Origin of the sequence: Aeromonas sp. 603607 (assembly GCF_049171595.1) — a bacterium.
Classification (GTDB): domain Bacteria; phylum Pseudomonadota; class Gammaproteobacteria; order Enterobacterales; family Aeromonadaceae; genus Aeromonas; species Aeromonas veronii.
In genome coordinates this window covers 17,927-42,901 of the sequence record NZ_JAAKOV010000021.1, presented here as the reverse complement: position 1 = coordinate 42,901, position 24,975 = coordinate 17,927, and the positions used below count along the sequence as shown (strand labels likewise).

The following is a 24,975-nucleotide window of genomic DNA, read 5'->3' as shown; positions in this document are numbered from 1 at the left end:
AACGGGCGACCCTTGGCGGTCGAAACAGAGATAGAAAAAGGAACGGACTGGAGTGCGATCATGAGTTCACCTCGATCACCTGACCGTGCTGATATTGATTGAAACTGTTCATCTGGCCAGAGAGCGCCAGCAGGCGGGCCAGAGACACCACATATTGATAGGCCGCCGCCGCACGTTGGGTCTTGACGCCTGCCAGCTGGTTTTGGGCATCCACCACATCAAGGGAGGTAGAAAGTCCCTGCCCGAAGGCCTTGTCCCGCAGCAGCACGTTCTCCTCTGCCAACGCCTGGGTGGAAGAGAGGGATTGATACTCCTCCAGCCCCTGCGCCGCTTCGCGCCAGGTCTTCTCAACGAGCAACTCCAGATCCTGGCGGGTCTTGGCCTGCAGCAGATTGACCTGCAGCTCGGCGCTCTTGGCGGCCTGCACCGTCTCGGAGCGGCCATCGCGGCTCACCAGCGGCATGCTGACCCCCACCCCCACCAGCCAGTCCGGCGCTGTCTTGGAGGCGAGTGAATCATCTTCATAGAGGTTGTAGTTACCGAACAGGAACACCTCGGGGGCATATTTGCCCTGCTCGACCCGGATCAGCCCCTTGGCCTGCTCCTTCTTGGCGCTGAGCAGCTTGAGACCGGGGTGCACCTCCAGGGTCTGGCTCACCAACCCCTCAAGGCGCGGCAGCTCCTTGTTGACGAACAGGCCGCTGCCCGGCTGGGCATTTGGCAACTTCAGCATGCGGCCGAGGGCCAGTTCGGCGATCTCGAGGCTGCGGCGCGCCTTCTGGGTATCGATGCGGGCCCGATCATAGGCCGACTGGGCGGAGAGGCGCTCCACCCTGGCTATCTGCCCCTGCGCTTCGAGCTTCTTGGCGTGATCCAGATGGTGGGCCAGTCCCTCTTCGATCTCCTGTTTGGTCTGCACCACCTGAGCAGCCAACACCACACCGAAATAGGTTTGGGAGAGGCTCTCGAAGGTGGATTGCTGCTTGAGCACCAGCAGCTGCTGCGCCTCGCTCACCTGCGCCTGGCGGATATCCTGCGCCGCATCGATGCGACCACCGGCAAACAACGGCCAGAGCATCTTGACCGAGCTGGTCACCACATTCTGTTTGGTCAGGGGGGTGACAAATGCGTTGGCCCCGACCCCGAACAGGCTGCCGAGCGCCAGGATCAGATCTTTCTGCTTGGCCAGCGGATTGAGATCGAGGGCATCAAGTTCAATCGGCTGATCAAGATGGGTATAGCTGGCCCCCAGATCCACCTTGGGCAGATACATATCCTTGGCCGCCTCGCGCAGCTGCTTGGCCCGATCGACCCCGGCCTGCTCGGCAGCCAGCCCTTCATCCTGCTGGATGACCCGGGTCCAGGCTTCGCCGAAACTGATGGTTTGCGCATGCGCCGACCCCAGCACGGCTCCCATCAGACACGGCCAGAGTGATTTAATGAACCTTGACGTCATAGATCCCCAATCCGCTTTTGTTGCATAAATGTTTGGAGCATTTGCTCGACTTAAGCCCGCTATCATAACGCAAAGCGGGCCTGCAAGTGGACTGACAATTATGCAGGCGTCCGACCCGAATGGTACAGCGCTCACTCTCCGGCAATCTGGCCGTTTTTCAATAACTCCAGAATTTGCAAGCCTTGGCGCGACGTTTTTTTCAGAAAAAAATGGCTGACGCTCAAATACTAACCTTTTCTCCTGCCTAAAAAATGCGTAATATACGCCGCCCTAAGCCGATGGTAACCGTGGAATGCAGATAGGTCCCCACACGCTTGAAACTCCCTTGATTGTGGCTCCCATGGCCGGTGTAACTGACCGACCATTCCGTGAACTTTGTTTGCGATTGGGGGCTGGCATGGCCGTTTCCGAGATGCTGCTGGCCAACCCGGATGTCTGGGATACCCAGAAAACCCGGATGAGGATGGATCACTCTGCAGAAGGCGGATTGCGTTCGGTCCAGATTGCCGGAGCCGACCCCGAGATGATGGCGTTTGCTGCCCGCTACAACGTGGAGCAGGGCGCACAGATCGTCGACATCAACATGGGATGTCCGGCAAAAAAAGTGAATAAGAAGTTGGCAGGTTCTGCCCTGCTGCGAGCCCCCGATCAGGTCAAAGCAATTTGCCGGGCCGTGGTTGATGCAGTGGAGGTGCCTGTCACCTTGAAGATCCGCACAGGATGGGATCCGGATAACCGCAATGGCGTGGAGATCGCCCGAATCGCCGAAGATTGCGGTATCGCGGCCCTTGCCGTGCATGGTCGTACCCGTGCCTGCCTCTACAAGGGCGAAGCGGAGTACGACACGATCAGGGCGATTAAGCAGGCCGTATCGATTCCTGTTGTCGCCAATGGTGACATCAACAGCCCGGAGAAAGCCCGGTATGTCCTCGACTATACCGGTGTTGACGCCGTGATGATCGGCCGAGCTGCGCAAGGACGACCCTGGATTTTCCGGGAAATCCGTCATTTTCTTGAGACGGGCACCAAGCTGCCGCCTCCCGAGAGGGAAGAGGTTCGCACCCTGATGAACGAGCATGTAACCAACCTGCACCGGTTTTATGGTGCATATCTGGGAGCGCGCATAGCCCGTAAACACGTGGGCTGGTATCTGGATGAAGAAGAGACGGGCCGAGAATTCCGTAAGCACTTCAATGCCCTGGATTGCGCAGACGCGCAACTTGAGGCACTCGAAGCGTATTTCGATGGATTAGGTTAACAAGATAACTAAAGAGCCGACCGAATATGTTCGAACAAACCCTGACTTCTGATGCATTGGTAACAACTACTCACAATCACGCTGCCGAGCCGACCCAGCGCCCCCTGCGTGACTCTGTGCAACAGGCCCTGCGTAACTACCTGGCCCAGTTGAACGGTCAGGAAGTGATTGATCTGTACGATATGGTTCTCTCCGAAGTCGAAGCGCCGATGCTGGACGTGATCATGCAGTACACCCGTGGTAACCAGACTCGCGCTGCCGTGATGATGGGTATCAACCGTGGCACCCTGCGCAAGAAGCTCAAGCGTTACGGCATGAACTAAGCCGCAACAGATAAGCTATTGAAAATAAAGGCACTTCCATTTTAATGGAGGTGCCTTTTTAGTTTTGAACCCACATTTAAACCCACAACTACTGAACTAGACATCATTGGTGATGGCTCCGATAGAGCGATGTCTAATCATGTTTTCGGACCCTTTGATTGTGGCTGGACATTGAGAACAATGTTTCATACCGTACCACCTCTGTTGAGGTGAGATTCTTGTCGAAATCAACCCGTAGGATAAATACGCCAGCCTATATATTCCTCAACACACCAGAAAGGTTCATAACTCACGAATATGCATAACGTGAGTATGTTACTTACGGCAAAGTTTAGATCTACTAAATCGCACCTTCCCTACAAAGAGATTAAGTAAAATTATTGAATGAACTGGTGTGTATGTGCCGCGCTAGTGAATGACTAATCGCTGTGCTCAGAGATTTGCGGCCTTCGAAGAAGAGTTGGCATTTTCTGAATTTCTAGGGAGGAAAAAACGCTGGATGCATGTACAATAACGCAACTGCACAGACAATGGCGGGGCTCCACCTTATGCGATTTACCGACACGAAAAGCGAAACCCTGAATCTACGAGTATCTCCAACCTTCAAGAAATTCTTGAAGGAGGCCGCAGATCACGAACAACGCAGTATGGTCAACATGCTAGAAGTACTATTGTGCGACTACTGCGACCGCAATGGAATTGTCTCTCTAGCCGAGGAAACTTCTGCACCTGCTACAAAGCAGATGCGAACAGACCGTAAACCGCCCGTGAGAGTAACAGAATGACCTTCCGTTACATTGGTTCCAAATCTAGGCTCATCGATCAGATAACGACCTACATTGGCCCCCCCAAACAGGATGCTTTCTTTGTAGACGCCTTCTGTGGTACCGGAGCTGTGGCAGAGGCGGCGGCTAGCCTAGGATGGAATGTGCGTATAAACGATAGTTTACACTCTGCGGTAATTTCCGCAGGAGCACGGTTAATCAGTTCTAATCAAGCTACGTTTCAGAAACTTGGAGGCTACACCAAAGCTATTGACAAGCTTAATGCTGCCAAACCCAAGCATGGTTTTATATGGCGTGAGTACAGTCCTGCGTCCATGGACTCCTGTGGCCTTGAGCGACGCTACTTCACTCAAGAAAATGCAGCACGCATCGATGCTATGCGGGAGTTAATCTCCGATTGGGTGGGTGCTGGTATTATCGATGAGGTAGAGGAGCGCCTACTCATCGCAGATCTCTTTGGAGCTTTAAATCGGGTGGCCAACATTGCTGGAACCTTTGGCTGCTTCCTATCCAAGTGGACAAATCAATCGCAAGATAAAATCTCTATGCGTTGTCGCGCTCTCAAAGAGAGTGGTGTACGTGTTGAGGCTATTGTGGGTGATGTGTTCGACGTGCCCAACTCAGCCCATGACTTAGTATATTTGGATCCCCCATACACAAAGCGCCAGTACGCGAGCTATTACCACATCCTTGAAACTGTGGCCTTAGGAGATGAACCTGAGGTAAAGGGGGTTGCAGGGCTTCGTCCTTGGAAGAACCTAGCTTCTGATTTCTGCTACAAAACTCGTGCACTCCAAACGCTCTCTCGCCTGGTACATCAGTTGACAGCCCAAAGGGTACTGCTCTCGTACAGCAGTGAAGGACACATTTGCATGCAAGAGATTAAGGCTGAGCTCTCGAAGGTGGGTACGTCCACAATGCATCCTCTTGGTTCCATTGGTCGATATCGCCCCAACAAAGTGGCGAGTAGCGCAGCATCCGACGTAAGCGAATTCTTAGTTGTGGTGGAGAAGCCCATGGCACATCAACCCAAAGCGGTTAAAGCCATCAAGCCAATCGTCATGGAGAACTACGTATGAGTGCACCTCGCCCCGTTGAGGCTGAGTATCTAGCCTCAGCAGAAGCGGCTCTCTTAAAGGCTGTTGGTAGAAGTTATGGTCCAGCCAACTTTGAGCTTCGGCTTCAAGTTTTGGAGGCTGCGTCAGCGCGTTTTGGCGGTTTTGACCTAACGGCGTTTCACGAGGCTTTTGGAGTCAAGAGCAAGCGCCCAGCATCAGAGCTTTTGGAGCTTGCGGCACCTGTAGCAAGTGACATCGAGCGTTCACCTATTCACCCTGCTTTGGCACTGAGTGTCTTGGCGCGTGAGGTCTTGCATGAACAGGATCGAAAAAGCACGGGCGCCTACCATACGGATTTTCGCCTGGCTACACGACTTGCGAAACTCGCAGCCCCCAAGCTCACACATAAGAGCAAGGTGATTGATCCTGCCTGCGGCGCAGGAATTTTGCTAGCAGCGCTGACTCATGCAGTGTGTGGGATGGATCGAGCCAAGACGGCGCATTGGTTGGCTCACGGTGTGTATGCAGCAGATCTTTCGGGCAACTCTTTACGTGCGGCCCTACTTGCGCTTGCTTCATTCACTGATGATGTATCGATTCTTAAAGCTATGCGTACACGTTGGTACTGTGGCGATAGTTTGATGGTAGATCGCAATGTTTGGACTGCCATGGTCCCTGAGGGTTTTGATGCTGTAATCGGCAACCCTCCATGGGAGAAGGTCAAGCTCTCACGGCACGAATTCTTGAAGTCCTCAGGCACCAAGCGCCACTACGGGGCCCAAATTCATGGGCTTGATGAGGAGCTGTTTACCCAGCAGCGTGATGAGGTAACGAACTACTCTCGTCGCCTGTTGGCTCGCTATCCCGATTTGGGTAATGGGGAGCCTGACCTATACATTGCTTTCACTGACCTCTTTTTTGAACTCTGCAAAGAGCAGGGTGTGGTAGCTGCTCTAATTCCAGGTGGGCTCATTCGCTCACAAGGTACCCGCGTCATGCGGCAGAAAATTTTTGATGCGAGCCAAAGCGTGTCCATGTCGATCATTGATAACCGTGCACGGTTCTTTGCCATCGACACACGCTTTAAGTTCCTGGCCGTGGCTTTCACGAAGGCTGGCTCTGAAAAAAGCAAGCGTGAACCCATCACTCTCATGCATGAGCGGGGCACACCTACAGGCTTGGAGATTACGGGTACTGCCACTATTGGGCGTGCAGCACTTGCGGGAGTTCGAGGCGATTTGAGCCTGCCCGAGGTTCGTAACGTGTCTGAGTGGAAGCTCTTCTCAAAGATCGGAGAAGCAGGTGTTTCGTGGGAAGAACCTGGTTATGGCTGGACCCCGAAGTTTTGCCGTGAGGTTGATATGACCAAGGAGCGTCCTAAGTTCTTGGGGTGTGCCACGCCTGGCGCTTTGCCACTGGTGGAAGGTCGAATGGTGCAGGCGCATCGCTTTGGTGTAAAAGGGCACGTGTCTGGCACTGGTCGCCGTGCGTTGTGGGAGGCTTATGCCATAGGATGCTCACGCCTTGCCCCCCAGTTTTGGATTCGCCCCTCCGACGTGCCCCGTACTAACCAGCACCGAGCGAACATGCTGCGAGTGGGCTTTTGCGACATTGCGGGTCAGACCAATGAGCGTTCACTCATGGCGTCATTAATTCCTGCTGGGGTGGTCTGTGGCAATAAGGTGCCCACAATCCTTTTCCCTGAGGACCCATCGGAAGAACGTCTGCTGGTGTGGGTGTCCATCGCCAACAGTTTTACCTTTGACTGGATGCTTCGGCGCGTGCTCACTACGACGGTGAATTACTTCCTGCTGCAAAGCGTGCCCATGCCAAAACTCGCCAAAGATGGTTTGCCATGGAAGAGGTTAGTCAGTGCTGCACGCGAATTGCGCATACTCGACAGTGCAGGGGCTACTCGTGAAACCTACGAGCGTATGGCGCAGCTTCGTGGGGAGATTGATGCGGAAGTGGCCGTGGCCTATGGGCTCGATTTAAAGGACATGGAGTTAGTGCTCCAAGACTTTCCACTTTTGGATAGGGGGCAAGTGTGTCTGCCAGGTGAGGCAAAATCCACAATAACTAGGGATAGTGCGTTGGCTGCAATGACAAAACGTACTGGAAACATGTCAACTGTTTGGTCGCATCGTGTGGCAGATGCTCGTGCGTTGGGGGCGCTAGCTTATGTCCCCTCCGAGCTCGCCCTTGGAGGTGAAGAAATGGAAGAAGGAGCTAAAAGTAATGGCTAGTGGTGCTGGGCATGTTGCCCGAATTCTATACAAAGAAATCGTCGCTGGGGACCTAAGAAAAATTCTTGCCCAGTCAAATGATTCAGAGACTGGTGGTGGTGCCCGCGATTTTCGTTTTGGATCCTTTAAAACACTGCTGCCTGTCATCACGCTGATGTTTCCTAATAAGGCCAAAGAAAAGCGTAAACGCGATGGTGTAGTTGAAGAAATTGACGTGTTCCAAGGAGAGTTTTTCTGGCACGACTCCAATGGGCAGGTTATGCGTAAGGATTCATTCTTTGAGCCTCCAACTGATGTGCGACCATCCGAAGGTCGCATTGCTCGGGTACATGAATACGGCTGTTTTGACACTAGCCGAGTACCCAAAGGTGGCGAAGGCAACCGCGTTTTGCTTTTGCTAATCCAGTTAAGGGATGGGTCCGTTTGGCCCCACTACGCAGAGGAACAAACTTTACGTATCGAGGGCAAATGGGATGCCGTAGTGGCTGCTGAATTACTGGGTTGTTTGGATGCCAAACGTGCAGCTAATCGCGCAGTGATAGGCTACCGAGACTTCACTAACCATGGAAAGTACTGCAATGGTAAGTGAAAACTGCAAACAGGTGTTAAAGCTACTCGCACGTTCGCGCAACGTGCTGGTGTCTGGTGCACCTGGCACGGGCAAGTCCAAGCTCTTGGCCGAAGTTGCGTTGGCCTTTGAAACAGCCTTTGGTCTTGCTCCTGCAGGTGGTCCACCGCAGCTCAATCCCATGGGTGGTATCCCGATTCCTCCTGCTGCTGGGGCTGTTAAAGACATTCCTGCCCCCACGAAGATGGATCGCAAAGTCTTTCGGACGGTCTTCCACCAAAACTCCAAGTACCGCGATTTCTTATCGGGCATCACGCCTGCGGTCAACAAGGCAGCAGGAGACCCAGACTTCACCATCGTGAAGGGTACGCTGTACCGTGCCAGTGAGCATGCGAAAGGTGCCAATGGGGCCGCACTCTTGATCATTGATGAGATCAACCGAGGTCCTGCGGTGCAGGTGTTCGGTGGTGCAATTGTGGCCATTGAGTCCGATAAACGCTTGGCCTCTGATGGGGGCAAACGTGCTGAAACGCAGTTCTTTGAAATGCTCGACCCCGTATCTGGTGATGTGATCGAATATGCTCTGCCTCATGACCTCTATATCTTGGCTGCGATGAATCAGGCCGATGCGTCTGTGGAGCCCTTGGATGTCGCGTTCTTGCGTCGCTGGGAACCTATGCGCTTGGAGCCTGATGAAGCGGCTTTGCGGACGTTTTACGGTCTGGGTGCCAAGGGGGTCAATGCATTGCCTGATGAACCTGCCGGCGTGAACGATGCCTTGGAGGCTTCGGTTAGAGCCTGGATTGCTATAAACTCGCAAATTGCTCTGGGCCGTGGTCCCGAGTTTCAGATCGGGCACGGTGCACTGATGTCGGATGTGAAACCGCAAACATTGGGCCTTAATGAAGCTTTGGGCACGCTGTGTGTAGGGTGGGCAAAGATTCGCACACACGTGGAAGAGGTGTTCTTCGGAGACCTCCGAGGCATCGCCGCAGCTCTTAATGCGCTAGATGGACCAGCCTTTAATCCGTTCAAGCTCACTGAGACGACCTTTGCGGATGATTTACGCTTTCGACTCGAAGGTCCGACAAACTTTGACGAAGACAACATCTACGGAGTTCTCAGGGCTTTTGCCAATCCTAGGGAGTAGTTGGTGACACATACACGAACAAGGCTATCCCTCGTTGAGTACGGAGCACCTGTTGACCTTAGTCGTTCGATCGCTGATGCAATTGGGGTCGATCGGACTAAGGCCAACAGCCTTTTAATTGAAGCAGGAAAACGCGCAGCATCGAGCCTGAGGCTTAATTACAACCCCATCAGTGTGGATGCGAAAGGTACACGCGCTATTGATTTTGCAGGTCTCATTCGCCTAGCTCCATCCGTGGAGTTGGAGGTAGCCCCTAAGTTTCTTGGGCTGAATGATACCGATGCTGAGTGGCGAGAGGATTTTTTTTTCCTTTCCACGCTTTCTCGGCATGGGCGACTTTTGGCTTCCGATCGCTTGTCAGCTTCAGGTGGTATGCCACGGGACCTATCTACGTTAGTAGCTCGCTCCATCACCGACATGTATGAAGCTCGTAAACGTAGGCCACTACGCAGCTATCGGAGAGTACGTGAGTCTGACTTCTTCATTGATGGTGACCCTGACCCTGTGGATCTGCTTTTTCCTACTCCAGATGGTTTTGAGCAAGATCTCATTCGCTTTGACCAACGCAACGGGTGGAATGCAGATATCCTGGCGGCAGCCAAAGAGCTTCTGAGTGAGGTGAGGGAGCCCTCGCTTGTAAGCTCATTGGTACGACTCATCGAGACACTTTCCCCTCAAGGCGGCCTCTCTCATCATCAAAGACCTATTCCTGCTAGACATCGCATGTGGAGGCCGTTACATGAGCTTTCCGTTGATGTGCTTAATGGACTGGGTATGAACTACAAGCAAGGCAATGCAAAAGCTCCGGGTTATTTGGTTGCCACTTGGCGAGTTTGGGAAGATCTATTGTCGCTTGTATTACGACTGGGCTTTGGGCGCTCTGTTGTTGTGGCCCAGAAAGCCTTCAGCCTTGGCACTAGGACCAGAGGCAACATAGGTGTAACAAGATTGCTGTCAGTTTTCCCAGACTTTGTAATCGAGCCTGATGGAGATAGGCCCCGTATGATCTTGGATGCTAAATATAAAGGGCACGTAGAGAAGAATGGGCAGACTCGCATTTCTGAGGCTGATATCTACGAATCTCTGGCCTTTTCAAGAGCTACTTCGTGCAATCTAGTTGTGCTTGTTTATCCCGCGCTACCAACTGATGAGCTACAACCTATTGGTACTTGTATTGTGTTTGAAAAAATCCAAGTAGGATTAGTATATATATTAGGTATTCAGATTGAGACTAGAGGTATTTCAAAAGCTGGCGCGCTTAACAAATTTGCATCTAGTTTAGCAAACTTTTTATCATCTGTATGGTCTGGAGTGTTCTAGGCTGCGTTCTCAAAATGCTGGTTTTCTGTCCACCAATAATTTCCGCAAGTAACGAAGGCAGAAAGCCAGCTTGATAAAAGCAGCAACACCTCCCCCTAGCTTTTCATATCTCGTTGAGAGTCAACGAAACTTCTTAAACCATCCGAAGCTGCGCTCGACCACCTGTTGTTTGCGATAACGAGCTTTGTCTAATACATGTTGACCTCCTTTATTATACCGCCGCTGGCCGCGTGCGATAACGGCCTGATGAGGTTGGTATCCTTACCATGGCCAACGCACTGTAAGCGTCCAGCAAAGGCCGTATTGACAAAGGCGATAGGTTATTCAGCAGGGTAGAGCAACACGCCAAGGCAGCAGTTCACTGACCCTGTTCACCGGCCAGTCTGCGATCACATTCAGTACATGCCGCGGGTAATGCTCCGGATCCACCCCGTTCAACTGGCAGGTGCCGAGTAAGCTGTACAACAAGGCTCCCCGTTCACCGCCATGATCAGAGCCAAAAACAGGAAGTTCTTTCGCCCCAAGCTCACTATCTAGCCGTAGCGTATTCTCCGCGATGTCGTTGTCTACCTCTACCCAGCCGTTTTCGGCGTAGTATGTCAGTGCTGACCACTGATTCAAGACATGGGCGAAGGCCTTGGCCAATTCTGAGTGACGCGAGAGCGATTGCATCCTATCCCGTAACCAGGTCTCCAGCTCTTTCAGTAAGGGCTTTGCCCGTCGTTCTTGTTCTGCTGCCAACCGTTGCTCTGCCGACATGCCGCGCAGCTCTGCTTCTAGGCTGTAAAGCTGGCCAATCCGTTTGAGAGCTTCGTCTGTGTTATCCGATGGAGTTCAGATATGCACATCATGGATCTTTCGCCTGGCATGAGCCCAGCAAGCTGCTTCCTTTATCGTGCCCGCTGGTCGATCTTCGCGATATAGCTCATTAAATCCTGCGTAGGCATCTGCCTGTAGGACACCGCTGAAATCGGCAAGATGGCTTTGCGGATGGACGCCCTTTCTATCAGAACAATATCGCCACCTGAACAATCGCTTACTTTTCGGCATCTGTCTAAATATAACCAAAACGCAGTTCACCGGATATCAGCTTGGGTAATAAAGTATCTCGGAGGTTGGTTAAGGCTAAGGTCTCGATAGATATGTGCTCTATGTGTTTATCCCAGCTCGAACATAACAATTCAAACCTATTGACAACATTGCCATCTGGCTTAATTAAATGTAGAGAATGTAGGTCTTTCTGGGTGATACATCCAAACACAGTGCCTGCAGCTTCAAAAAGCTTCAATTTTTCTGAAAGGCTACTAATGGTATAATAAGAGAACGATATGCTACCTGATTTATGTCTAGCTGCTGCAAGACCTCGGCCAATGGCACAGTTTTCATTCGCTAAGTTAATATGACCAACAGGTGCTCTCATACTGACCAACGTATCATTTTTTTTTGCTATGCGTTTTGGTTTGGTACAATAAATCCGTTCACTAGGAAATCTGAATCCAAAATCCATTTTACCTTGAAAAAATGGCATTCCATTTTTATTTTTATTGTATGTTGTACTTGGAGGTGACTGCCCTATTATCACATCAAACTCAGCACCAAAATTTGAAATCGCCCACCCCTGTGGCACCCAGCCACCGAGACCTAGACAAGGCTCTGTACACTTCTCAAATGCAGAGGGGAATAGTTGACGAGTAGCATCTGGTAGGGGCTTAAAGTCCTGACGCGCTCGCACTGCTCTACGCGTCTCGGCACGCCGAAGCAGCTCGCTGGGATACTCCAAGCCCTGTTCAAAGAAGTTCGTATCCAGTGCATTATCGACCACAGGATCAAAGTCCACAAACCACGATTTAAATAGCGCTAGCGCCATCTGCTCCAATGTCATGTTGATCTGATGGTTCAGGGCAACTTTATCATCTAAAGATGATAGGAAATGTGAGATTTTAGCTCGTTCATTAAGTGGTGGTTGAGGGATTTTCAATCCTTTTATATTTTTTAGACTGATAGTTTTCTGAGCAGCACCAACAGCCATACTATCTATTTCCCTCATCAGTGGAGGAGAAATAAGCGCATAATACAAAAACCGATCATTATCTCTTGGTATTATAAAGGCTACATTCTGCCCTAGACAGAATTTGTCCTTAGAAGATACATAAGAAATTTTGCGATGGCGGCCCACTCTGGAAATAATTAAATCTCCCACCTCAGGATCTCGGCCCTTGGAATAATCTGCATATACATCAGCAGTTACTTTTTTTGCGCCTATTAACGAGAGCTCGCCACCTTTCACATCAACGACACGAACCATCGGATATCCTGACTCGCTATATTGAGGCGTTTGATGTTTGGAGTCGATTACCGTAGCAATATTTTCCAATGGTAAAGCAGACCAATTACTCCCCATAACCCAGGGCCTCCATACTAATACGGATCGATTTATCAAGCTCAATATTTTTATTCAATTGGTGATAGAGAGTTTGGGTGAGACTATTTATTTTAGTCTCAAAATCTATATCATCAGCTTCAATATTGACAGCCCCCACATAGCGACCTGGAGTAAGTATGTAGTCGTTGGTTTTGATTTCAGTCAAGGAGACTGCCTTGCAAAAACCGACTTGATCTTGGTACTGCGCAATACTGATCTTGTTCGCCTTTATACGGTGCTTGAGTTGGCTATCGTTACAGCGCCAGGCGTGGAAAGTATCTGCGATAGTTTTGATATCGTCAGTCGTCAGCTCTTTTTGGGAGCGACTAATCATGGAGCCTAGGTTCTGGGCATCGATAAACAGCGTCTCACCGCTGCGATCGCGATAACCATATTTGAGACTGGCCTGCTTGTTTTTACTTATAAGCCATAGACAGACAGAAATCTGAGTAGTGTAGAAGAGCTGGCTAGGCAGGGAAATTATGCATTCGATACGATCATCTTCGAGCAGCTGTTGACGAATCTCTCCTTCACCGCGGCTATTTGAACTCATTGAGCTATTGGCTAGCACCACACCAGCAACACCGTCCTCAGAGAGCTTGGAGAGTATATGGAGTATCCAACCATAGTTGGCATTGCCGGTGGGTGGAGTACGAAAACCATCAAAACGCGGATCGTTGGTAAGCTCCTCATCCTTGCGCCAGTCTTTTAAGTTAAACGGTGGGTTGGCCATAATGAAATCGGCTTTGAGATCAGGGTGCTGGTCCGCAAAGAAGGTATCGGCCGGGCGTTCCCCCAGATTGCCTGAAAGACCGCGCACCGCTAGATTCATTTTGGCTAGCTTGTAAGTGGTGCTGGTCATCTCTTGACCGTAGATGGTGATATCCTGGCTCTTGCCCTTATGACTTTCAACAAATTTGATGGACTGAACGAACATACCGCCCGAGCCACAGCAAGGGTCATAGATCTTACCCTGATAGGGTTCTAGCATCTCTGCCAACAAGGTCACCACCGACTTGGGAGTATAGAATTCGCCGCCGCCCTTGCCCTCGGTGGCGGCAAAGCGACCAAGGAAGTACTCATAGACCCGCCCAACCAGATCCTCTTCCGTGAGATGGCATTCGTTGGCTAGGGTGTCGATATTTTCGATTATGTCGACCAGCGACGAGAGGCGTATTGCCTCGAGCCCCAGACGGGAGAAGTAGTTATCGGGCAGGGCACCGGCCAGCGCCGGGTTGCGCTTTTCGATGGTTGCCAAGGCTGTGTCGATCAGCACAGCTAAATCATCTTGCTTGGCTCGTGCTTTTACATAAGCCCAGCGCGCCTCTTCGGGTAGAAAAAAGACGTTGTCTTGCTGATAAAAGACATCCATCTCCAGAAAGTTTTCTTGGCCGCTCTTGATCAGCTGCTTGCGCTTGGACTCGAACTTGTCGCTGATAAATTTCAGGAAAACTAGGCTCAGCACCACATGCTTGTATTCCGCCGATTCCACGCAGCCACGCAACTGGTTGGCGGTATCCCAGAGAGTTTCTTCAAAGCCTTTCGCGGCTTTCTTGGTAGGAATTTTAACCATGGTTTAGTCTTCAAAGAAGTAATCTGAATCTAGGAATTTAATGATAAAGGTCTGGCGAATGGTGACGCCGCACCTATGTGCGATCATAACCAGGTTGGCCTTAGCCCAGACTATGCAGCTACGCAACGCTGTTTGGAAGCAGCTCGGTAGTAAAGCCATAGTGCTGACAAACCCGCTCGAACATCGCGCGCAAAGAGCGTGCTACACCATCGCTCAATAACTTGAGCACCGCATACATCATGGCTTCGTAGCTGAGCATAGTTACTTTCATCAGGTAACCAGAGCGAGAAAAAACAGGCGCTTATCTTGCCACAGCACCACAGCTGGAGCCAGCTGGTATCGAGATCATGGGAAGCGACCTCAAAAACAAAGGGAAGGCCATGTATTGGCCTTCCCCAAGACCTACCCACTTATCACGGAGGAATAGGTGCCAAAATGTTACCACAAGCGGATTTGTGGTCACGCCTTGCGGTCAGGATTGGCCTCCATGATCGTCGTTGGGTAAATGGCTAAGTAGACATAGCCGTAGCTGCCAAGGGTGTCGGCTTCGCAGGTAAAGCCGCCGTGCTGGATAGTGATGCAGTGCTGACGTTGGGCATCCAGTTCGCCGGTCAGCAGCTTGGCTTCCAGTGCCTTGATGATCTCCGGGAAAGCCAGGTCGAGCTTGGCTACCTGCACCTCACTCCAGTCACCTATCAGACTGGCCCGATCGGATAGAAAATCAAGCCGGTAGCGGCTCTGTATCAGACGAGCGCCAAAGCGTGGGGAGATATCACGTGGCAGACCCCAGCTGATGCTGGGGAGCGGTGTGAGAGCTGGAGCCTCAGGTTGCTGTGTAGCAGAGTATGTGGGATGGGGTGTGGTCATGATTAGCGATACCTCAATTGGGTGTGGATGATAGTGCCGGGTACGTTGTGGCGCTGGCGTAGTCTGGCCAGGTGCTCGGGAAGGTCGGTCAGACTGGCCAGTCGCCCTCGGTAGAGCCGGGAGAGATTGATGTAGTCAGGGTGACTCACGGTGATGGTCACCTGATGCCCTGGCTGCCAGCGGCCAAACAGGCGTGCTTTGGCCTCTTTGATGGTGGTGATGCCTGGGGCGGGTAGCATTTGCCGGTTGCGCAGATGCAGTTTGTTTAGCTCGGGGGCATAGCGATGCACCTCGAGTCCGGTGATAAGACGGGTCATGTTCGGTGACTCCAATGATGCAAAGGGCCAGCCTGTGAGGGCTGGCCCTTTATGTTGTTTGTTGATGAGCGATGAGATGTTCGCGGTGGCTAGCCGTTGTAAAACAGGATGTAGTTCACACCAGCTTGCTGGGCAGCAGTGAGCAAGGGCTGCAGTGCTGGCGGGATGGCATCGAGCTCTATAGCCAGGTTCAGGGTGAACTCATAGGCGGAGTCATCCTTCACACCGACATGTTCATGGGAGGCCATTTGCTTGACCCATTGCCATTCCGGCACCAGGTCTGCGTCATCGTAGTCGCCGATGATGGAACTCATGGCGACATCCAGCATCTGCATCACCGGATGGCCTGCCAGTGGGTTAGGTGTTGCTGGTAGGGTGTTGGTCATTGCATCGTTCCTTGTTGTCTGGGCTGTGCGTTACAGCTGATTGATAGCAGGCTTGCAATTGAGCCTGTCCAGCAGATGCAGCGAGCCGTACTGGGCTATCAGCCGGTCGATGGCCATCTGGGCGCAGGTCGTTCTGCTGGGCTTATTTTCGGGGATTGCGTAACGCGCGGTGAGCCAGCCACCGAGTAGCGCGATGCGGTAGCCACTCGGGATGTGGGTGAGCGACGTACCGATGCCCCTCCCATGAATGAGGAAGGGCACGGCCTGCCCGCCGATGTTGATATCCATGCGTTGGCCCTTGAGCTCAAAGGTGGTGAGCTCGCCAGTTTGCGGATGTTTGCCGGGTACCTTGATGGTGATGTTCTTAGCCATTTCACACCTCCGGTTTGGCTTCAAAATGGTGGGTCACAACGCCCGCCTCCGGGTCGATGCTAATAAACGCCGGGGCTTGCGGGTGGTACTGGTAGAGCCGCGCCAATTCAGCGCGAAACGCCTCAACATTCGGTGCAATCACATGACTGGTATCCCCTTCGGCGTAGGTAAAGGTTTCCAGCTTCTCTGTGTGAATCCAGATGCCGAAGTACCAGGCATCCTCTTCGGTGTCGTATTGTTGCCAACCTTCAGCCAGTAGCGTCCGGTCGTAGTAGTAACGGTCAGCCTGATGGCTGCCTCGGTCGATGCGGCAACCGGTCACAGTGAGCTCAAACGGGATACGCCCCGCCTTGCGGGCTTTCTTGACCCGGCGTAGCAGCTTGAGGGCCTTGGCTCTGCTACGGCCATTACCAAGCGGGAGTAGCTGCCTGGCCCGCAATGCCAGATGGGTCATTATCTTCGGTGCGGTGTTGTGGTTGAGCTGGCCGCGACGGCGGTTCAAGGCAGATGCGAAAGGCGCCAGGTAGCAATACCTGGCGCCTTTCCTTTATGCTCTCCCCTCCATTTCAACATGACGACCCCGATGAACCGCACTCCCCTGCTGCTGATGGTACTGGTCACCCTGCTGGCCGCTGCCGGCTGGCTCTTCTCGAAAGAGGCAATCCGCGAACTGCCCCCCGCCGCCTTTATCGGCAGCCGCTTTCTGCTGGCGGCGCTGCTGTTGCTGCCGCTCGCCTGGCTGCGTGAACCGCCGCCGACTCGCGCCCAACTGCTGCGCGCCGCCGGCTGCGGCACATTGCTCGGTGCCAGCCTGTTACTGTGGGTCACCGCCATCAGCCAGAGCGATGCGCTGGGCAGCGGCGCTTTTATCATGAGCGTCGCGACCCTGATGGCCCCGCTGGCCGCCTGGGCCGCCTTTAGAGCCAAACCCGGCCGTCACTACTGGCTCACCCTGCCCATCGCCATCGCCGGTTTGCTACTGCTCTCCAGCAGCACCCACTGGGGCGTGTCGCTTTCGCTGTTCTGGTTTCTGGCGGCGGCCACCACCCTCGGTATCCAGCTTGCCGTCCATCGCCACTTCGCCCAATCCATTGCCCCCACCTGGCTCACCTGCATCCAGCTGGCGATGACCGGCCTGCTCGGCACCCTGCTCTCCCTGCTGACCGAACAGTGGCCCGAGGCTGGAGTCAGCCACGGCATCTGGGGCTGGTTTGCGGCGAGCGTCTTGATCGCCACCACATTGCGCTACTGGCTGCTCACCCATGCGTTGAGCAAGATGACTACCGCCCACGCCGCCCTGATGATGCTGCTGGAACCGGTCTGGACCCTGATCCTGAGCACCCTCTTCTATAGCGAACCCCTCGGCGGCGCCAAACTGGCCGGAGCCGGACTGGTGCTCGGCGCCCTGGTGCTCTACCAGCTCCCCCTGCTGCTGCGCAGTGCACGGCTCAAAACGCCCGTCTAATACGCGTCACCGCCCTGCAGGGCGGTGTCGCCATTTCACTCCTGTTTGCTTATCTTGTCCTGCCAATGCTGACGTTCTGTTAACGACATTTAACCCTTGGTATCCAGAGGGTTAAAGGGCATACCCCATGAAAAAATGCCATATGGCCAGCTTGATGAAGGTCACATTCCTGCCCCTCTTCGCTCCCTATGATGCCCCCATCATCGGTCTGGACAACCCTGACGATGGCCACACATGGGAATAACAAGAGAAAAGACTATGCAGCAAACCAGCCCCCTCAAGACGGTCACGGTCAGCATATTGGCAACCGCCATGCTGATCTTTGTGGCCCAGTACCTGATAGGCAAACAGGAGATCAAGATAGGCATCGCCATCATTCCGATCCTGCCGATGCTCTTTGCCGTCATCATCGGCATGATTGTCTCCGCCAAGCCGGTCAAGGATCGCATCCCCGGCTGGAAGAGTCTCTTCACCGAGAAAGAAGAGGGCTTCTGCGGCAAGATGGTGGGCTTCAGCCTGCTGATCCTGGGCACCCAGTACGCGGGGATGATTATCCCCAACCTGAAGATGATCCTGAGCGTTGGCGTGCCGCTGTTCCTGCAGGAGATTGGCAACCTGCTGCCGATCCTGATCGCCATCCCGCTGGCGGTGAAGTTCGGCTTTGGCCGTCGCGCCATCGGGGCCTGCTCCTCCATCAGCCGTGAGCCCTCCGTCGCAGTGATTCAGGGCAAGTTCGGCACCGGCTCTCAGGAGTACATCGGCGTGCTGGCCATCTACCTGTGCGGCTCCGTCATCGGCACCCTCTGGTTCAGCGTGCTGGGCAGTATCGCCCCGCTCACCGGTCTGCACCCGCTGGCGCTGGCTGCAGGCTCCGGTGTGGGCTCAGGCTCCATGCTGAGTGCCGCCTCCGGCGCCCTGATCAACGGTCTCGACGAAGCGCTGGCTCAGCAGGTGCTGAGTATCGCGGCAGCCTCGAACCTGCTCTCATCTGCCCTCGGCGCTCTCTCCCTCACCTATCTGGGTCTGCCGCTCGCTGAAAAAATCTATGCCCTGACTGCCAAAGGAGAGAAAGCATGAAAAGCATCGTAATGGATATGCGGTTTGTCTTTCTGGCGATCCTGCTGGCCATGTTCACCCAGACCCTGACCACCGGCACCCCGCTCTGGCTGATGGGTGACAGCTTCATCGCCATGTCGCTGGTGGTGTTCGCTTCGCTGATTGCCAAGCGCTATCTGCCCTCCTCCCTGCCGGCGTTTGCCTATGCCACCATCATCGGCATTCTCATCTGCCTGCCGGAGACCCCGGTGCGCGGTCTCTTTATCGACGCAGTTGCCAAGATCTCCTTCCTCTCCTGCTGCGTACCGCTGCTGGCTTTTGCCGGTCTCTCGGTGGGCGGTCAGCTGGAAGAGCTGAAGAAGATGTCCTGGAAAGTGATCCTGATCTTCATGATCGTCTCCACCTGCTGCTTCTTCGGCGCCTCGCTGGTGGCCCAACTCGGCTTCTCCATTCAAGGGATCATCTGATGAACAACATTCACATTGAACCGGCCCTGCTGGCCCTGCGCGACTTCAGTCAGGAAGTGCGCCACCATCTGCACACCATTCCGGAGGCCTCCGGCGTCGAGTTCAAGACCTCGGCCTACTGCCGCGAGCTGATGGCAGGCTTTGGCTACCGCCTCACCGACTACCCGGGCTTCACCGGTTTTCACGGCGATCTGGTGGTTGATCCTGTGCTGCCGACCATCGCTTTCCGGGCCGACATGGATGGCCTCGAGATGCACGACATGAGCGACGTTGCGTTCAAGTCGACCCACAAGGGAATGGCTCACAACTGCGGTCACGACTCCCATATGGCGATCGCTCTGACCGCAGCCAAGTTTCTGGCCGCCAACCGCGATCGCCTGCAGTACAACGTCCGCTTTATCTTCCAGATGGCGGAAGAGGACATGCGGGTGCCGGGCGCCGAGAAGATGGTGGAACTGGGCTGCATGAAGGGGGTGGACGAGGTCTATGCCCTCCATAACGACGGTGCCATGGAGACCGGCACCATCAAGTTCAACCACGGTGTGATGTCCTCCTGGGGCTCCGCCTGGACGCTGGATGTGCACGGTATCTCCGCCCACGGCTCCACCCCCCACAAGGGGCTGGATGCCATCCGTGAAGCGGTGCGGATCATCGAGGACATGGACTACATCGTCGCCAAGCGCACCAGCCCGTTCAGCCCGGCGGTGTTTGGCTGCGGCATGATCAACGGCGGCACCATCCCCAACGCCATCGCCGACCATGTGCAGGCGCGCGGCACCATCCGTGCCATGGATGCCGAGACCGACCAGATCCTGAAGAACAGCTTCAAGGAGATCGTAGCCCAGAGCGAACTGCGCGGCTTCAAGACCAAGATGGTCTATGCCGGGTATCCGGCGGTCGAGAACCACGCCGATGCCTGCGCCCGTCTGCTGCAAGCGGCCGCCGACGTATTGCCCTCCGAGGGGATCAACGCTCAGGGTCAGCCGATGACCGGCAGCGAAGACTTCAGCTATATGGTCAACGCCTGCCGTGGCCGCAAGGGGGCCATGTTCTTCCTCGGCAGCGGCTGTCAGGCCAAAGGGATCTGCAACTACCTGCATGCGAATCCCTACTACCTCGATGACGACTGCCTGCTGGTCGGAGCCCAGATCTTTATCAATCTGGCGACCCGCAGCGCTTAATCCCGCATACCGATAAAACCAGAAGAGAGGCCAAGGCCTCTCTTTTTTTGTCTCTGTATTTTTGCTCTGTGTACGCGGCAAACAGCCCGCGGCTAGAGCCACGGCAACTCCGCCATATTGGTGGCGGGCGGCTGGTTGATAAGGTGCAGCTGCACCGTCTCCCGGCTGATATGGGGGGCGTAGAGGTGGATAAAGTCGTACATGTAGTCGCGCAGATGGGCATGCTTGCGCAGGCAGATGTGGGTGGCGCTCGAGGCGATCAGGTGGTCGATGTTGAGGCTCACAAGATCCTCCCTGTCCCCCTCGTCGAAGGCCACGCTGGCAATCACCCCGACCCCCATCCCGAGCCGGACGTAGTGCTTGATCACATCGGTATCGGTGGCGGTCAGCACGGTTTTCGGCGAGAGGCCATGGCGGCTGAAGGCCTTGTCCATCTTGGAGCGGCCGGTAAAGCCGAATACATAGGTGATGAGGGGATAGCGGGCCAGATCGGCCATCGAGAGCGGCTGGCAGTCGATCAGCGGATGACCGTGGGGTACCACCACGCTGCGCCCCCAACGATAACAGGGGACGGCGACCAGCTCGTCGAACAGATACATGGACTCGGTGGCGATCGCCATATCCACATCGCCGCTTTGCACCATCTGAGCCAGTTGGGCAGGTGCTCCCTGATGGAGCTGGATCGCCACATCGGGATAACGACGGCTGAACTCGGTAATCACCGCTGGCAGCTTGTAGCGAGCCTGGGTGTGGGTGGTGGCGATACGCAGCACCCCGCTGGTGGCCAGTTGCTCCCCCAGCGACAGCTGGTTGATCTGCTCCACCTGCGCCACCACCCCCTTGGCCAACTCCATCACCTGCTCGCCTGCGCTGGTCAAGCCGACCAGATTCTTCCCCTTGCGGGTAAAGAGGGCGAGTCCCAGCTCATCTTCCAGCATCTTCATCTGCTTGCTGAGGGTCGGCTGGGAGGTATAGAGCTTCTCCGCCGTCGCCGAGATGTTGAAGTTGTTCTTCACAATCTCGGTAAAGTTCTTGAGCCGGGCGATGTTCATCTGGGCAAGGGATCTCGCTGCTGCGGCCAGTAGGGCTGACCTGAAAAAGAGAGAGCGGGGCTGGCCCCGCAGCTGACTGCCGACCATACCACAGCGCGGCGCACGATAATCTGCCCCAGGTCAGAAAGCCACGAGCTAGTCGCTGGCGAGCTTGATCCCGAGTCCGACAAACAGGGTGCCGATGCCCCGGTTGAGCCAGCGACCGAGACGCTGTGACAACCGAACCCTGTGGCTGGCATAGACGGTGGTAAAGACCAGCAGGTGACACCAGATGATACCGCCCAGGTTGAAGATGCAGCCGAGCAGGATAAAAGCGAACGCCTTGTCGGGGGCATCCGGTGCGATGAACTGGGGCACGAAGGCGAGGAAAAAGAGCGCCACCTTGGGGTTGAGCACATTGGTCAGCACTCCCTGCCGGTAAATCTGGCCATAGGAGAGGGCGGGCAGTGTGACCCCTCCCGCCATTGCACCCGTTGCCTGCTGGCGCAGCAGGGAGAACCCCAGATAGATGAGGTAGATGGCGCCAGCCAGCTTGATGAGGGCAAACAGCTCGGCCGACGCGCTAAGCAGGGCCGACAGACCGAGGGCCGCCGCCAGCACATGCACCATGACACCGGTGCCGATGCCCAACGTCGCGACCGAACCGGCACGCCACCCTTGCGAGCCGCTGCGCAGCATGACCAGCAGGGAGTCGGGTCCCGGCATGATATTGAGCAGCAACCCCGAGACCATAAACAGTGCAAGATCATGAATACCGAACATCATCCCTCCCCTCGTAAAGAAAAACCAAACAAAAAGGGCTCCGCAGAGCCCTCTTTCCTTTCACTCTGCGGCAGCTGACGCATCATCAGCTGTCCCGCCAGCCATCAGGGCCGCAGCGCCTTGTCCGCCCGCGAGATGCCGCAGACGCCGGAGCGCACCACTTCGATGATCTCGTTGGTCTGGGCGGCAGTCTTGATAAAGGCATCCAGCTTCTCGCTGGTGCCGACCAGCTGCACCGTGTACTGCTCGGGAGTGACGTCGACGATCTGGCCACGGAAGATATCCGCCAGCCGTTTCAGCTCGTCACGGGCCCCACCGGCGGCACGCGCCTTGACCAGCGCGATCTCCCGTTCGATATGCTCCCCTTCGCTCAGGTCACACACCTTGAGCACATCCACCAACTTGTGCAGTTGCTTCTGAATCTGCTCCAGCACCCGCTCGTCACCCATGGTGACTATGGTCATGCGTGACAGGGTGGGATCCTCGGTCGGCGCTACCGTCAGGGTCTCGATGTTGTAGCCGCGCTGGGAGAAGAGACCCACCACCCGGCTCAGGGCGCCGGATTCGTTCTCCAGCAGAACGGAAATTATATGTCTCATCAGGTTCTCTCCGTCTTGCTCAGCCACATCTCATCCATGGCACCAAACTTGATCTGCATCGGATAGACATGCTCATCCGGATCGACCGAGATATCCATGAACACCAGCCGATCCTTCATGGCGAAGGCCTTCTCCATGGCGCTCTCCAGCTCGGCCGGATCGCTCACCGCGATGCCGACGTGGCCGTAGGCTTCCGCCAGTTTGACAAAGTCCGGCAGGGACTCCATGTAGGAGTGGCTGTGACGACCGCCGTAGAACATCTTCTGCCACTGCTTGACCATGCCCAGCGCACGGTTGTTGATGGAGATGATCTTGATGGGCACCCCGTACTGCATGCAGGTCGAGAGCTCCTGAATATTCATCTGCACCGAGCCGTCGCCGGTGACGCAGCAGACCACCGCATCCGGGTTGGCAAACTGGGCCCCCATGGCGGCCGGAATACCGAAGCCCATGGTGCCGAGGCCACCGGAGTTGATCCACTGGCGCGGTTTGGCAAACGGGTAGTAGAGCGCGGCAAACATCTGGTGCTGGCCGACGTCAGAGGCGACGAACGCCTCACCCTGAGTCACCTTGTAGAGGGTCTCGATCACCTGCTGCGGCTTGATCTGGGTAGCCGACTTTTCGTAGGCAAGGCAGTGACGGGAGCGCCACTGGTTGATCTGGCTCCACCAGTCCGCCAGCGCCTCCTTGTCGTTATCGAAGCCACACTCGCGGATCACCTCCAGCATCTGCTCCAACACGGTTTCCACCGAGCCGACGATGGGCACATGGGCCTGCACTGTCTTGGAGATGGAGGTGGGGTCGATGTCGATATGGACCACGGTGGCATTGGGGCAGAACTTGGCCACGTTGTTGGTGACGCGGTCATCGAAGCGGGCACCCACGGCGAAGATGAGATCCGAGTTGTGCATGGTCTTGTTGGCTTCGAAGGTGCCGTGCATCCCCAGCATGCCGATGGATTGCGGATGGGTACCCGGGAAGGCGCCCAGCCCCATCAGGGTGGTAGTGACCGGCAGGTTCAGCAGCTCCGCCAGCTTGGTCACCAGATGGTCCGCATTGGCGTTGATGGCGCCACCACCCACGTACATCACCGGGCGCTGGGCTTCTACCAGCAGCTTGGCAGCCCGCTTGATCTGCCCTTTATGGCCAGACTTGGTCGGGTTGTAGGAGCGCAGGGAGACCGTCTCGGGATACTGGTAGGGGAATTTCTCTTTCGGGTTCTGCACATCTTTGGGCAGATCCACCACCACCGGCCCCGGGCGGCCGCTGGCGGCAATGTAGTAGGCCTTCTTGATGGCCTCGGGAATATCGCTCGCCTTCTTGCACAGGAAGCTGTGCTTCACCACCGGGCGGGAGATACCGATCATGTCGGTCTCCTGGAACGCATCCTCACCGATCATGCTGGTCGGCACCTGACCGGAGAGGATCACCAGCGGAATGGAATCCATATAGGCGGTGGCAATACCGGTAATGCAGTTGGTCGCTCCCGGGCCTGACGTTACCAGCACAGTCCCCACCTTGCCGGTGGAACGGGCGTAACCGTCAGCCATGTGAACCGCGGCTTGCTCGTGCCGCACCAAAACATGCTCCATCTTGCCGTTTTCGAAGAGAGCGTCATAGATGTCGAGCACTGAGCCACCAGGGTAGCCGAAGACGTGCTCAACTCCCTGATCTTCCAGCGCTCTAACCACCATCTGGGCGCCTGATAACATCTCCATGATAAAGCCCTCCAGGCTTTGCTCCGTTTAGCGAATCCCGCCGACGATGCCGTGCTTCCCGGCACGGCCCGATCCGTTTCTTGTTGTTATCTGAATGCAGATCGGTCCAATTCAGCCCCGTCGACAGTAGAAAAAAAGGATTTTTCCGTCATTCACCCGAAAATAGGGTGAAAAACCAACTTAACCCGCTTCATAAAGCTTGTCCACGGCTTTATCTGACCAGAACAGTCATACATTTCAACCGGCTATTAACATTCAATGACTTGCCGCAGCGAGCATGAGACAAAAGGGAAGGAAGTCGGGGAATGGCCAGCGGATCATTCCGCAGAGGGGAAAAACAGCCACAAAAAAGCCCACCGCTCAGCGATGGGCTTGATGCCGAATGATGACTCAGTTCTCCTGATCCGGCTCCGCCAACCAGATCTGCTGATCCGGATCGGTCTCTTCACTGACCGAAATGCTGACACCCATATCGAGCAACTCGTGCAGGGTGAGATTATCAGCCAGGTTCATGACTTCGCCGTTTTCATTGGTAAAGCGCATTTGCTCCGTCCTCTCCTTGGTGGTATCGCCT

The 24,975-nt window shown here is 54.9% G+C and carries 25 protein-coding genes and 2 pseudogenes; 11 read left to right on the top strand and 16 right to left on the bottom strand.

Annotated features, from left to right (window positions below; all coding sequences use genetic code 11):
• Positions 1-58 precede the first annotated feature (58 nt).
• Entirely contained in the window at positions 59-1,456 is a 1,398-nt protein-coding gene (locus G5315_RS18095; RefSeq protein ID WP_421333635.1) for a TolC family protein, read from the bottom strand.
• Between the two features lie 292 nt (positions 1,457-1,748).
• On the opposite strand from G5315_RS18095, the gene dusB reads away from it, so the two are divergent.
• From dusB to G5315_RS18060, 7 genes are all read left to right on the top strand, one after another.
• Positions 1,749-2,714, top strand: coding sequence for a tRNA dihydrouridine synthase DusB (gene dusB / locus G5315_RS18090; protein WP_019445016.1), 966 nt, complete (start codon positions 1,749-1,751; stop codon positions 2,712-2,714).
• A gap of 26 nt (positions 2,715-2,740) precedes the next feature.
• Positions 2,741-3,037 carry a DNA-binding transcriptional regulator Fis gene (gene fis, locus G5315_RS18085; protein ID WP_005309538.1) on the top strand — a complete coding sequence of 99 codons (297 nt, stop codon included), beginning with the start codon at positions 2,741-2,743 and terminating at the stop codon, positions 3,035-3,037.
• A 781-nt stretch (positions 3,038-3,818) separates the two neighbouring features.
• Positions 3,819-4,901 (top strand): DNA adenine methylase, encoded by a 1,083-nt coding sequence (locus tag G5315_RS18080; RefSeq protein WP_115544565.1) that lies wholly within the window; start codon positions 3,819-3,821, stop codon positions 4,899-4,901.
• The gene (locus tag G5315_RS18075) at positions 4,898-7,126 is read left to right on the top strand and encodes an Eco57I restriction-modification methylase domain-containing protein (RefSeq protein ID WP_421333633.1); all 2,229 of its coding nucleotides are present in this window, start codon (positions 4,898-4,900) and stop codon (positions 7,124-7,126) included. Before G5315_RS18080 ends, G5315_RS18075 begins: the two co-directional genes overlap by 4 nt.
• Positions 7,119-7,715: a hypothetical protein gene (locus tag G5315_RS18070; RefSeq protein ID WP_115544567.1), complete on the top strand. Its 597-nt coding sequence runs from the start codon at positions 7,119-7,121 to the stop codon at positions 7,713-7,715. Before G5315_RS18075 ends, G5315_RS18070 begins: the two co-directional genes overlap by 8 nt.
• On the top strand, positions 7,690-8,844 hold the full coding sequence (locus tag G5315_RS18065; RefSeq protein ID WP_421333631.1) for an AAA family ATPase: 1,155 nt from the start codon (positions 7,690-7,692) through the stop codon (positions 8,842-8,844). Before G5315_RS18070 ends, G5315_RS18065 begins: the two co-directional genes overlap by 26 nt.
• Positions 8,845-8,847: 3 nt before the next feature.
• Positions 8,848-10,164, top strand: a complete 1,317-nt coding sequence (locus G5315_RS18060; RefSeq protein WP_421333630.1) for a 5-methylcytosine restriction system specificity protein McrC — start codon at positions 8,848-8,850, stop codon at positions 10,162-10,164.
• Between the two features lie 9 nt (positions 10,165-10,173).
• Here the strand turns inward: G5315_RS18060 and G5315_RS18055 are convergent.
• The 10 genes and pseudogenes from G5315_RS18055 to G5315_RS18010 form a co-directional block, all read right to left on the bottom strand.
• Positions 10,174-10,483: pseudogene (locus tag G5315_RS18055) on the bottom strand (transposase); the annotation flags it as partial.
• Between the two features lie 5 nt (positions 10,484-10,488).
• Positions 10,489-11,244 (bottom strand): annotated as a pseudogene (tnpC, locus tag G5315_RS18050) (IS66 family transposase).
• Complete coding sequence (locus G5315_RS18045) at positions 11,219-12,565, bottom strand: restriction endonuclease subunit S (RefSeq protein ID WP_421333628.1); 1,347 nt, start codon at positions 12,563-12,565, stop codon at positions 11,219-11,221. Before G5315_RS18045 ends, tnpC begins: the two are co-directional and overlap by 26 nt.
• Entirely contained in the window at positions 12,555-14,159 is a 1,605-nt protein-coding gene (locus tag G5315_RS18040) for an N-6 DNA methylase (protein ID WP_421333626.1), read from the bottom strand. The genes G5315_RS18045 and G5315_RS18040 overlap by 11 nt, the downstream gene beginning before the upstream one ends.
• A gap of 118 nt (positions 14,160-14,277) precedes the next feature.
• Positions 14,278-14,430, bottom strand: a complete 153-nt coding sequence (locus G5315_RS18035; protein WP_166740594.1) for a hypothetical protein — start codon at positions 14,428-14,430, stop codon at positions 14,278-14,280.
• 188 nt (positions 14,431-14,618) lie between these two features.
• The gene (locus tag G5315_RS18030) at positions 14,619-15,026 is read right to left on the bottom strand and encodes a type IV toxin-antitoxin system YeeU family antitoxin (protein ID WP_421333624.1); all 408 of its coding nucleotides are present in this window, start codon (positions 15,024-15,026) and stop codon (positions 14,619-14,621) included.
• A 2-nt stretch (positions 15,027-15,028) separates the two neighbouring features.
• Positions 15,029-15,343 (bottom strand): hypothetical protein, encoded by a 315-nt coding sequence (locus G5315_RS18025; protein WP_115544572.1) that lies wholly within the window; start codon positions 15,341-15,343, stop codon positions 15,029-15,031.
• 89 nt (positions 15,344-15,432) lie between these two features.
• Positions 15,433-15,729, bottom strand: coding sequence for a hypothetical protein (locus tag G5315_RS18020; RefSeq protein ID WP_421333622.1), 297 nt, complete (start codon positions 15,727-15,729; stop codon positions 15,433-15,435).
• 30 nt (positions 15,730-15,759) lie between these two features.
• Positions 15,760-16,101, bottom strand: coding sequence for a hypothetical protein (locus G5315_RS18015; protein WP_421333620.1), 342 nt, complete (start codon positions 16,099-16,101; stop codon positions 15,760-15,762).
• A 1-nt stretch (position 16,102) separates the two neighbouring features.
• Positions 16,103-16,555, bottom strand: a complete 453-nt coding sequence (locus G5315_RS18010) for a hypothetical protein (protein ID WP_421333657.1) — start codon at positions 16,553-16,555, stop codon at positions 16,103-16,105.
• Between the two features lie 129 nt (positions 16,556-16,684).
• Here G5315_RS18010 and G5315_RS18005 point away from each other — a divergent pair, with 129 nt between their 5' ends.
• From G5315_RS18005 to G5315_RS17990, 4 genes are all read left to right on the top strand, one after another.
• Positions 16,685-17,566 (top strand): DMT family transporter, encoded by an 882-nt coding sequence (locus G5315_RS18005; protein ID WP_421333618.1) that lies wholly within the window; start codon positions 16,685-16,687, stop codon positions 17,564-17,566.
• 258 nt (positions 17,567-17,824) lie between these two features.
• A complete protein-coding gene (locus tag G5315_RS18000; RefSeq protein WP_005358215.1) occupies positions 17,825-18,643 on the top strand; it encodes a DUF3100 domain-containing protein in 819 nt (272 codons plus the stop codon).
• A complete protein-coding gene (locus G5315_RS17995; RefSeq protein WP_033114935.1) occupies positions 18,640-19,089 on the top strand; it encodes a hypothetical protein in 450 nt (149 codons plus the stop codon). The genes G5315_RS18000 and G5315_RS17995 overlap by 4 nt, the downstream gene beginning before the upstream one ends.
• Complete coding sequence (locus G5315_RS17990; protein ID WP_421333617.1) at positions 19,089-20,270, top strand: M20 metallopeptidase family protein; 1,182 nt, start codon at positions 19,089-19,091, stop codon at positions 20,268-20,270. Before G5315_RS17995 ends, G5315_RS17990 begins: the two co-directional genes overlap by 1 nt.
• Before the next feature lie 92 nt (positions 20,271-20,362).
• Here G5315_RS17990 and G5315_RS17985 read toward each other — a convergent pair whose 3' ends face one another.
• From G5315_RS17985 to G5315_RS17965, 5 genes are all read right to left on the bottom strand, one after another.
• Entirely contained in the window at positions 20,363-21,322 is a 960-nt protein-coding gene (locus G5315_RS17985; protein WP_421333615.1) for a LysR substrate-binding domain-containing protein, read from the bottom strand.
• A gap of 135 nt (positions 21,323-21,457) precedes the next feature.
• Positions 21,458-22,084, bottom strand: coding sequence for a LysE family translocator (locus G5315_RS17980; RefSeq protein WP_421333655.1), 627 nt, complete (start codon positions 22,082-22,084; stop codon positions 21,458-21,460).
• A gap of 104 nt (positions 22,085-22,188) precedes the next feature.
• Positions 22,189-22,683, bottom strand: coding sequence for an acetolactate synthase small subunit (ilvN, locus tag G5315_RS17975; protein ID WP_005311605.1), 495 nt, complete (start codon positions 22,681-22,683; stop codon positions 22,189-22,191).
• Positions 22,683-24,401, bottom strand: a complete 1,719-nt coding sequence (locus G5315_RS17970) for an acetolactate synthase 3 large subunit (RefSeq protein ID WP_421333613.1) — start codon at positions 24,399-24,401, stop codon at positions 22,683-22,685. Before G5315_RS17970 ends, ilvN begins: the two co-directional genes overlap by 1 nt.
• Positions 24,402-24,791: 390 nt before the next feature.
• Positions 24,792-24,944, bottom strand: coding sequence for a hypothetical protein (locus G5315_RS17965; protein WP_005339147.1), 153 nt, complete (start codon positions 24,942-24,944; stop codon positions 24,792-24,794).
• Between the last annotated feature and the right edge of the window lie 31 nt (positions 24,945-24,975).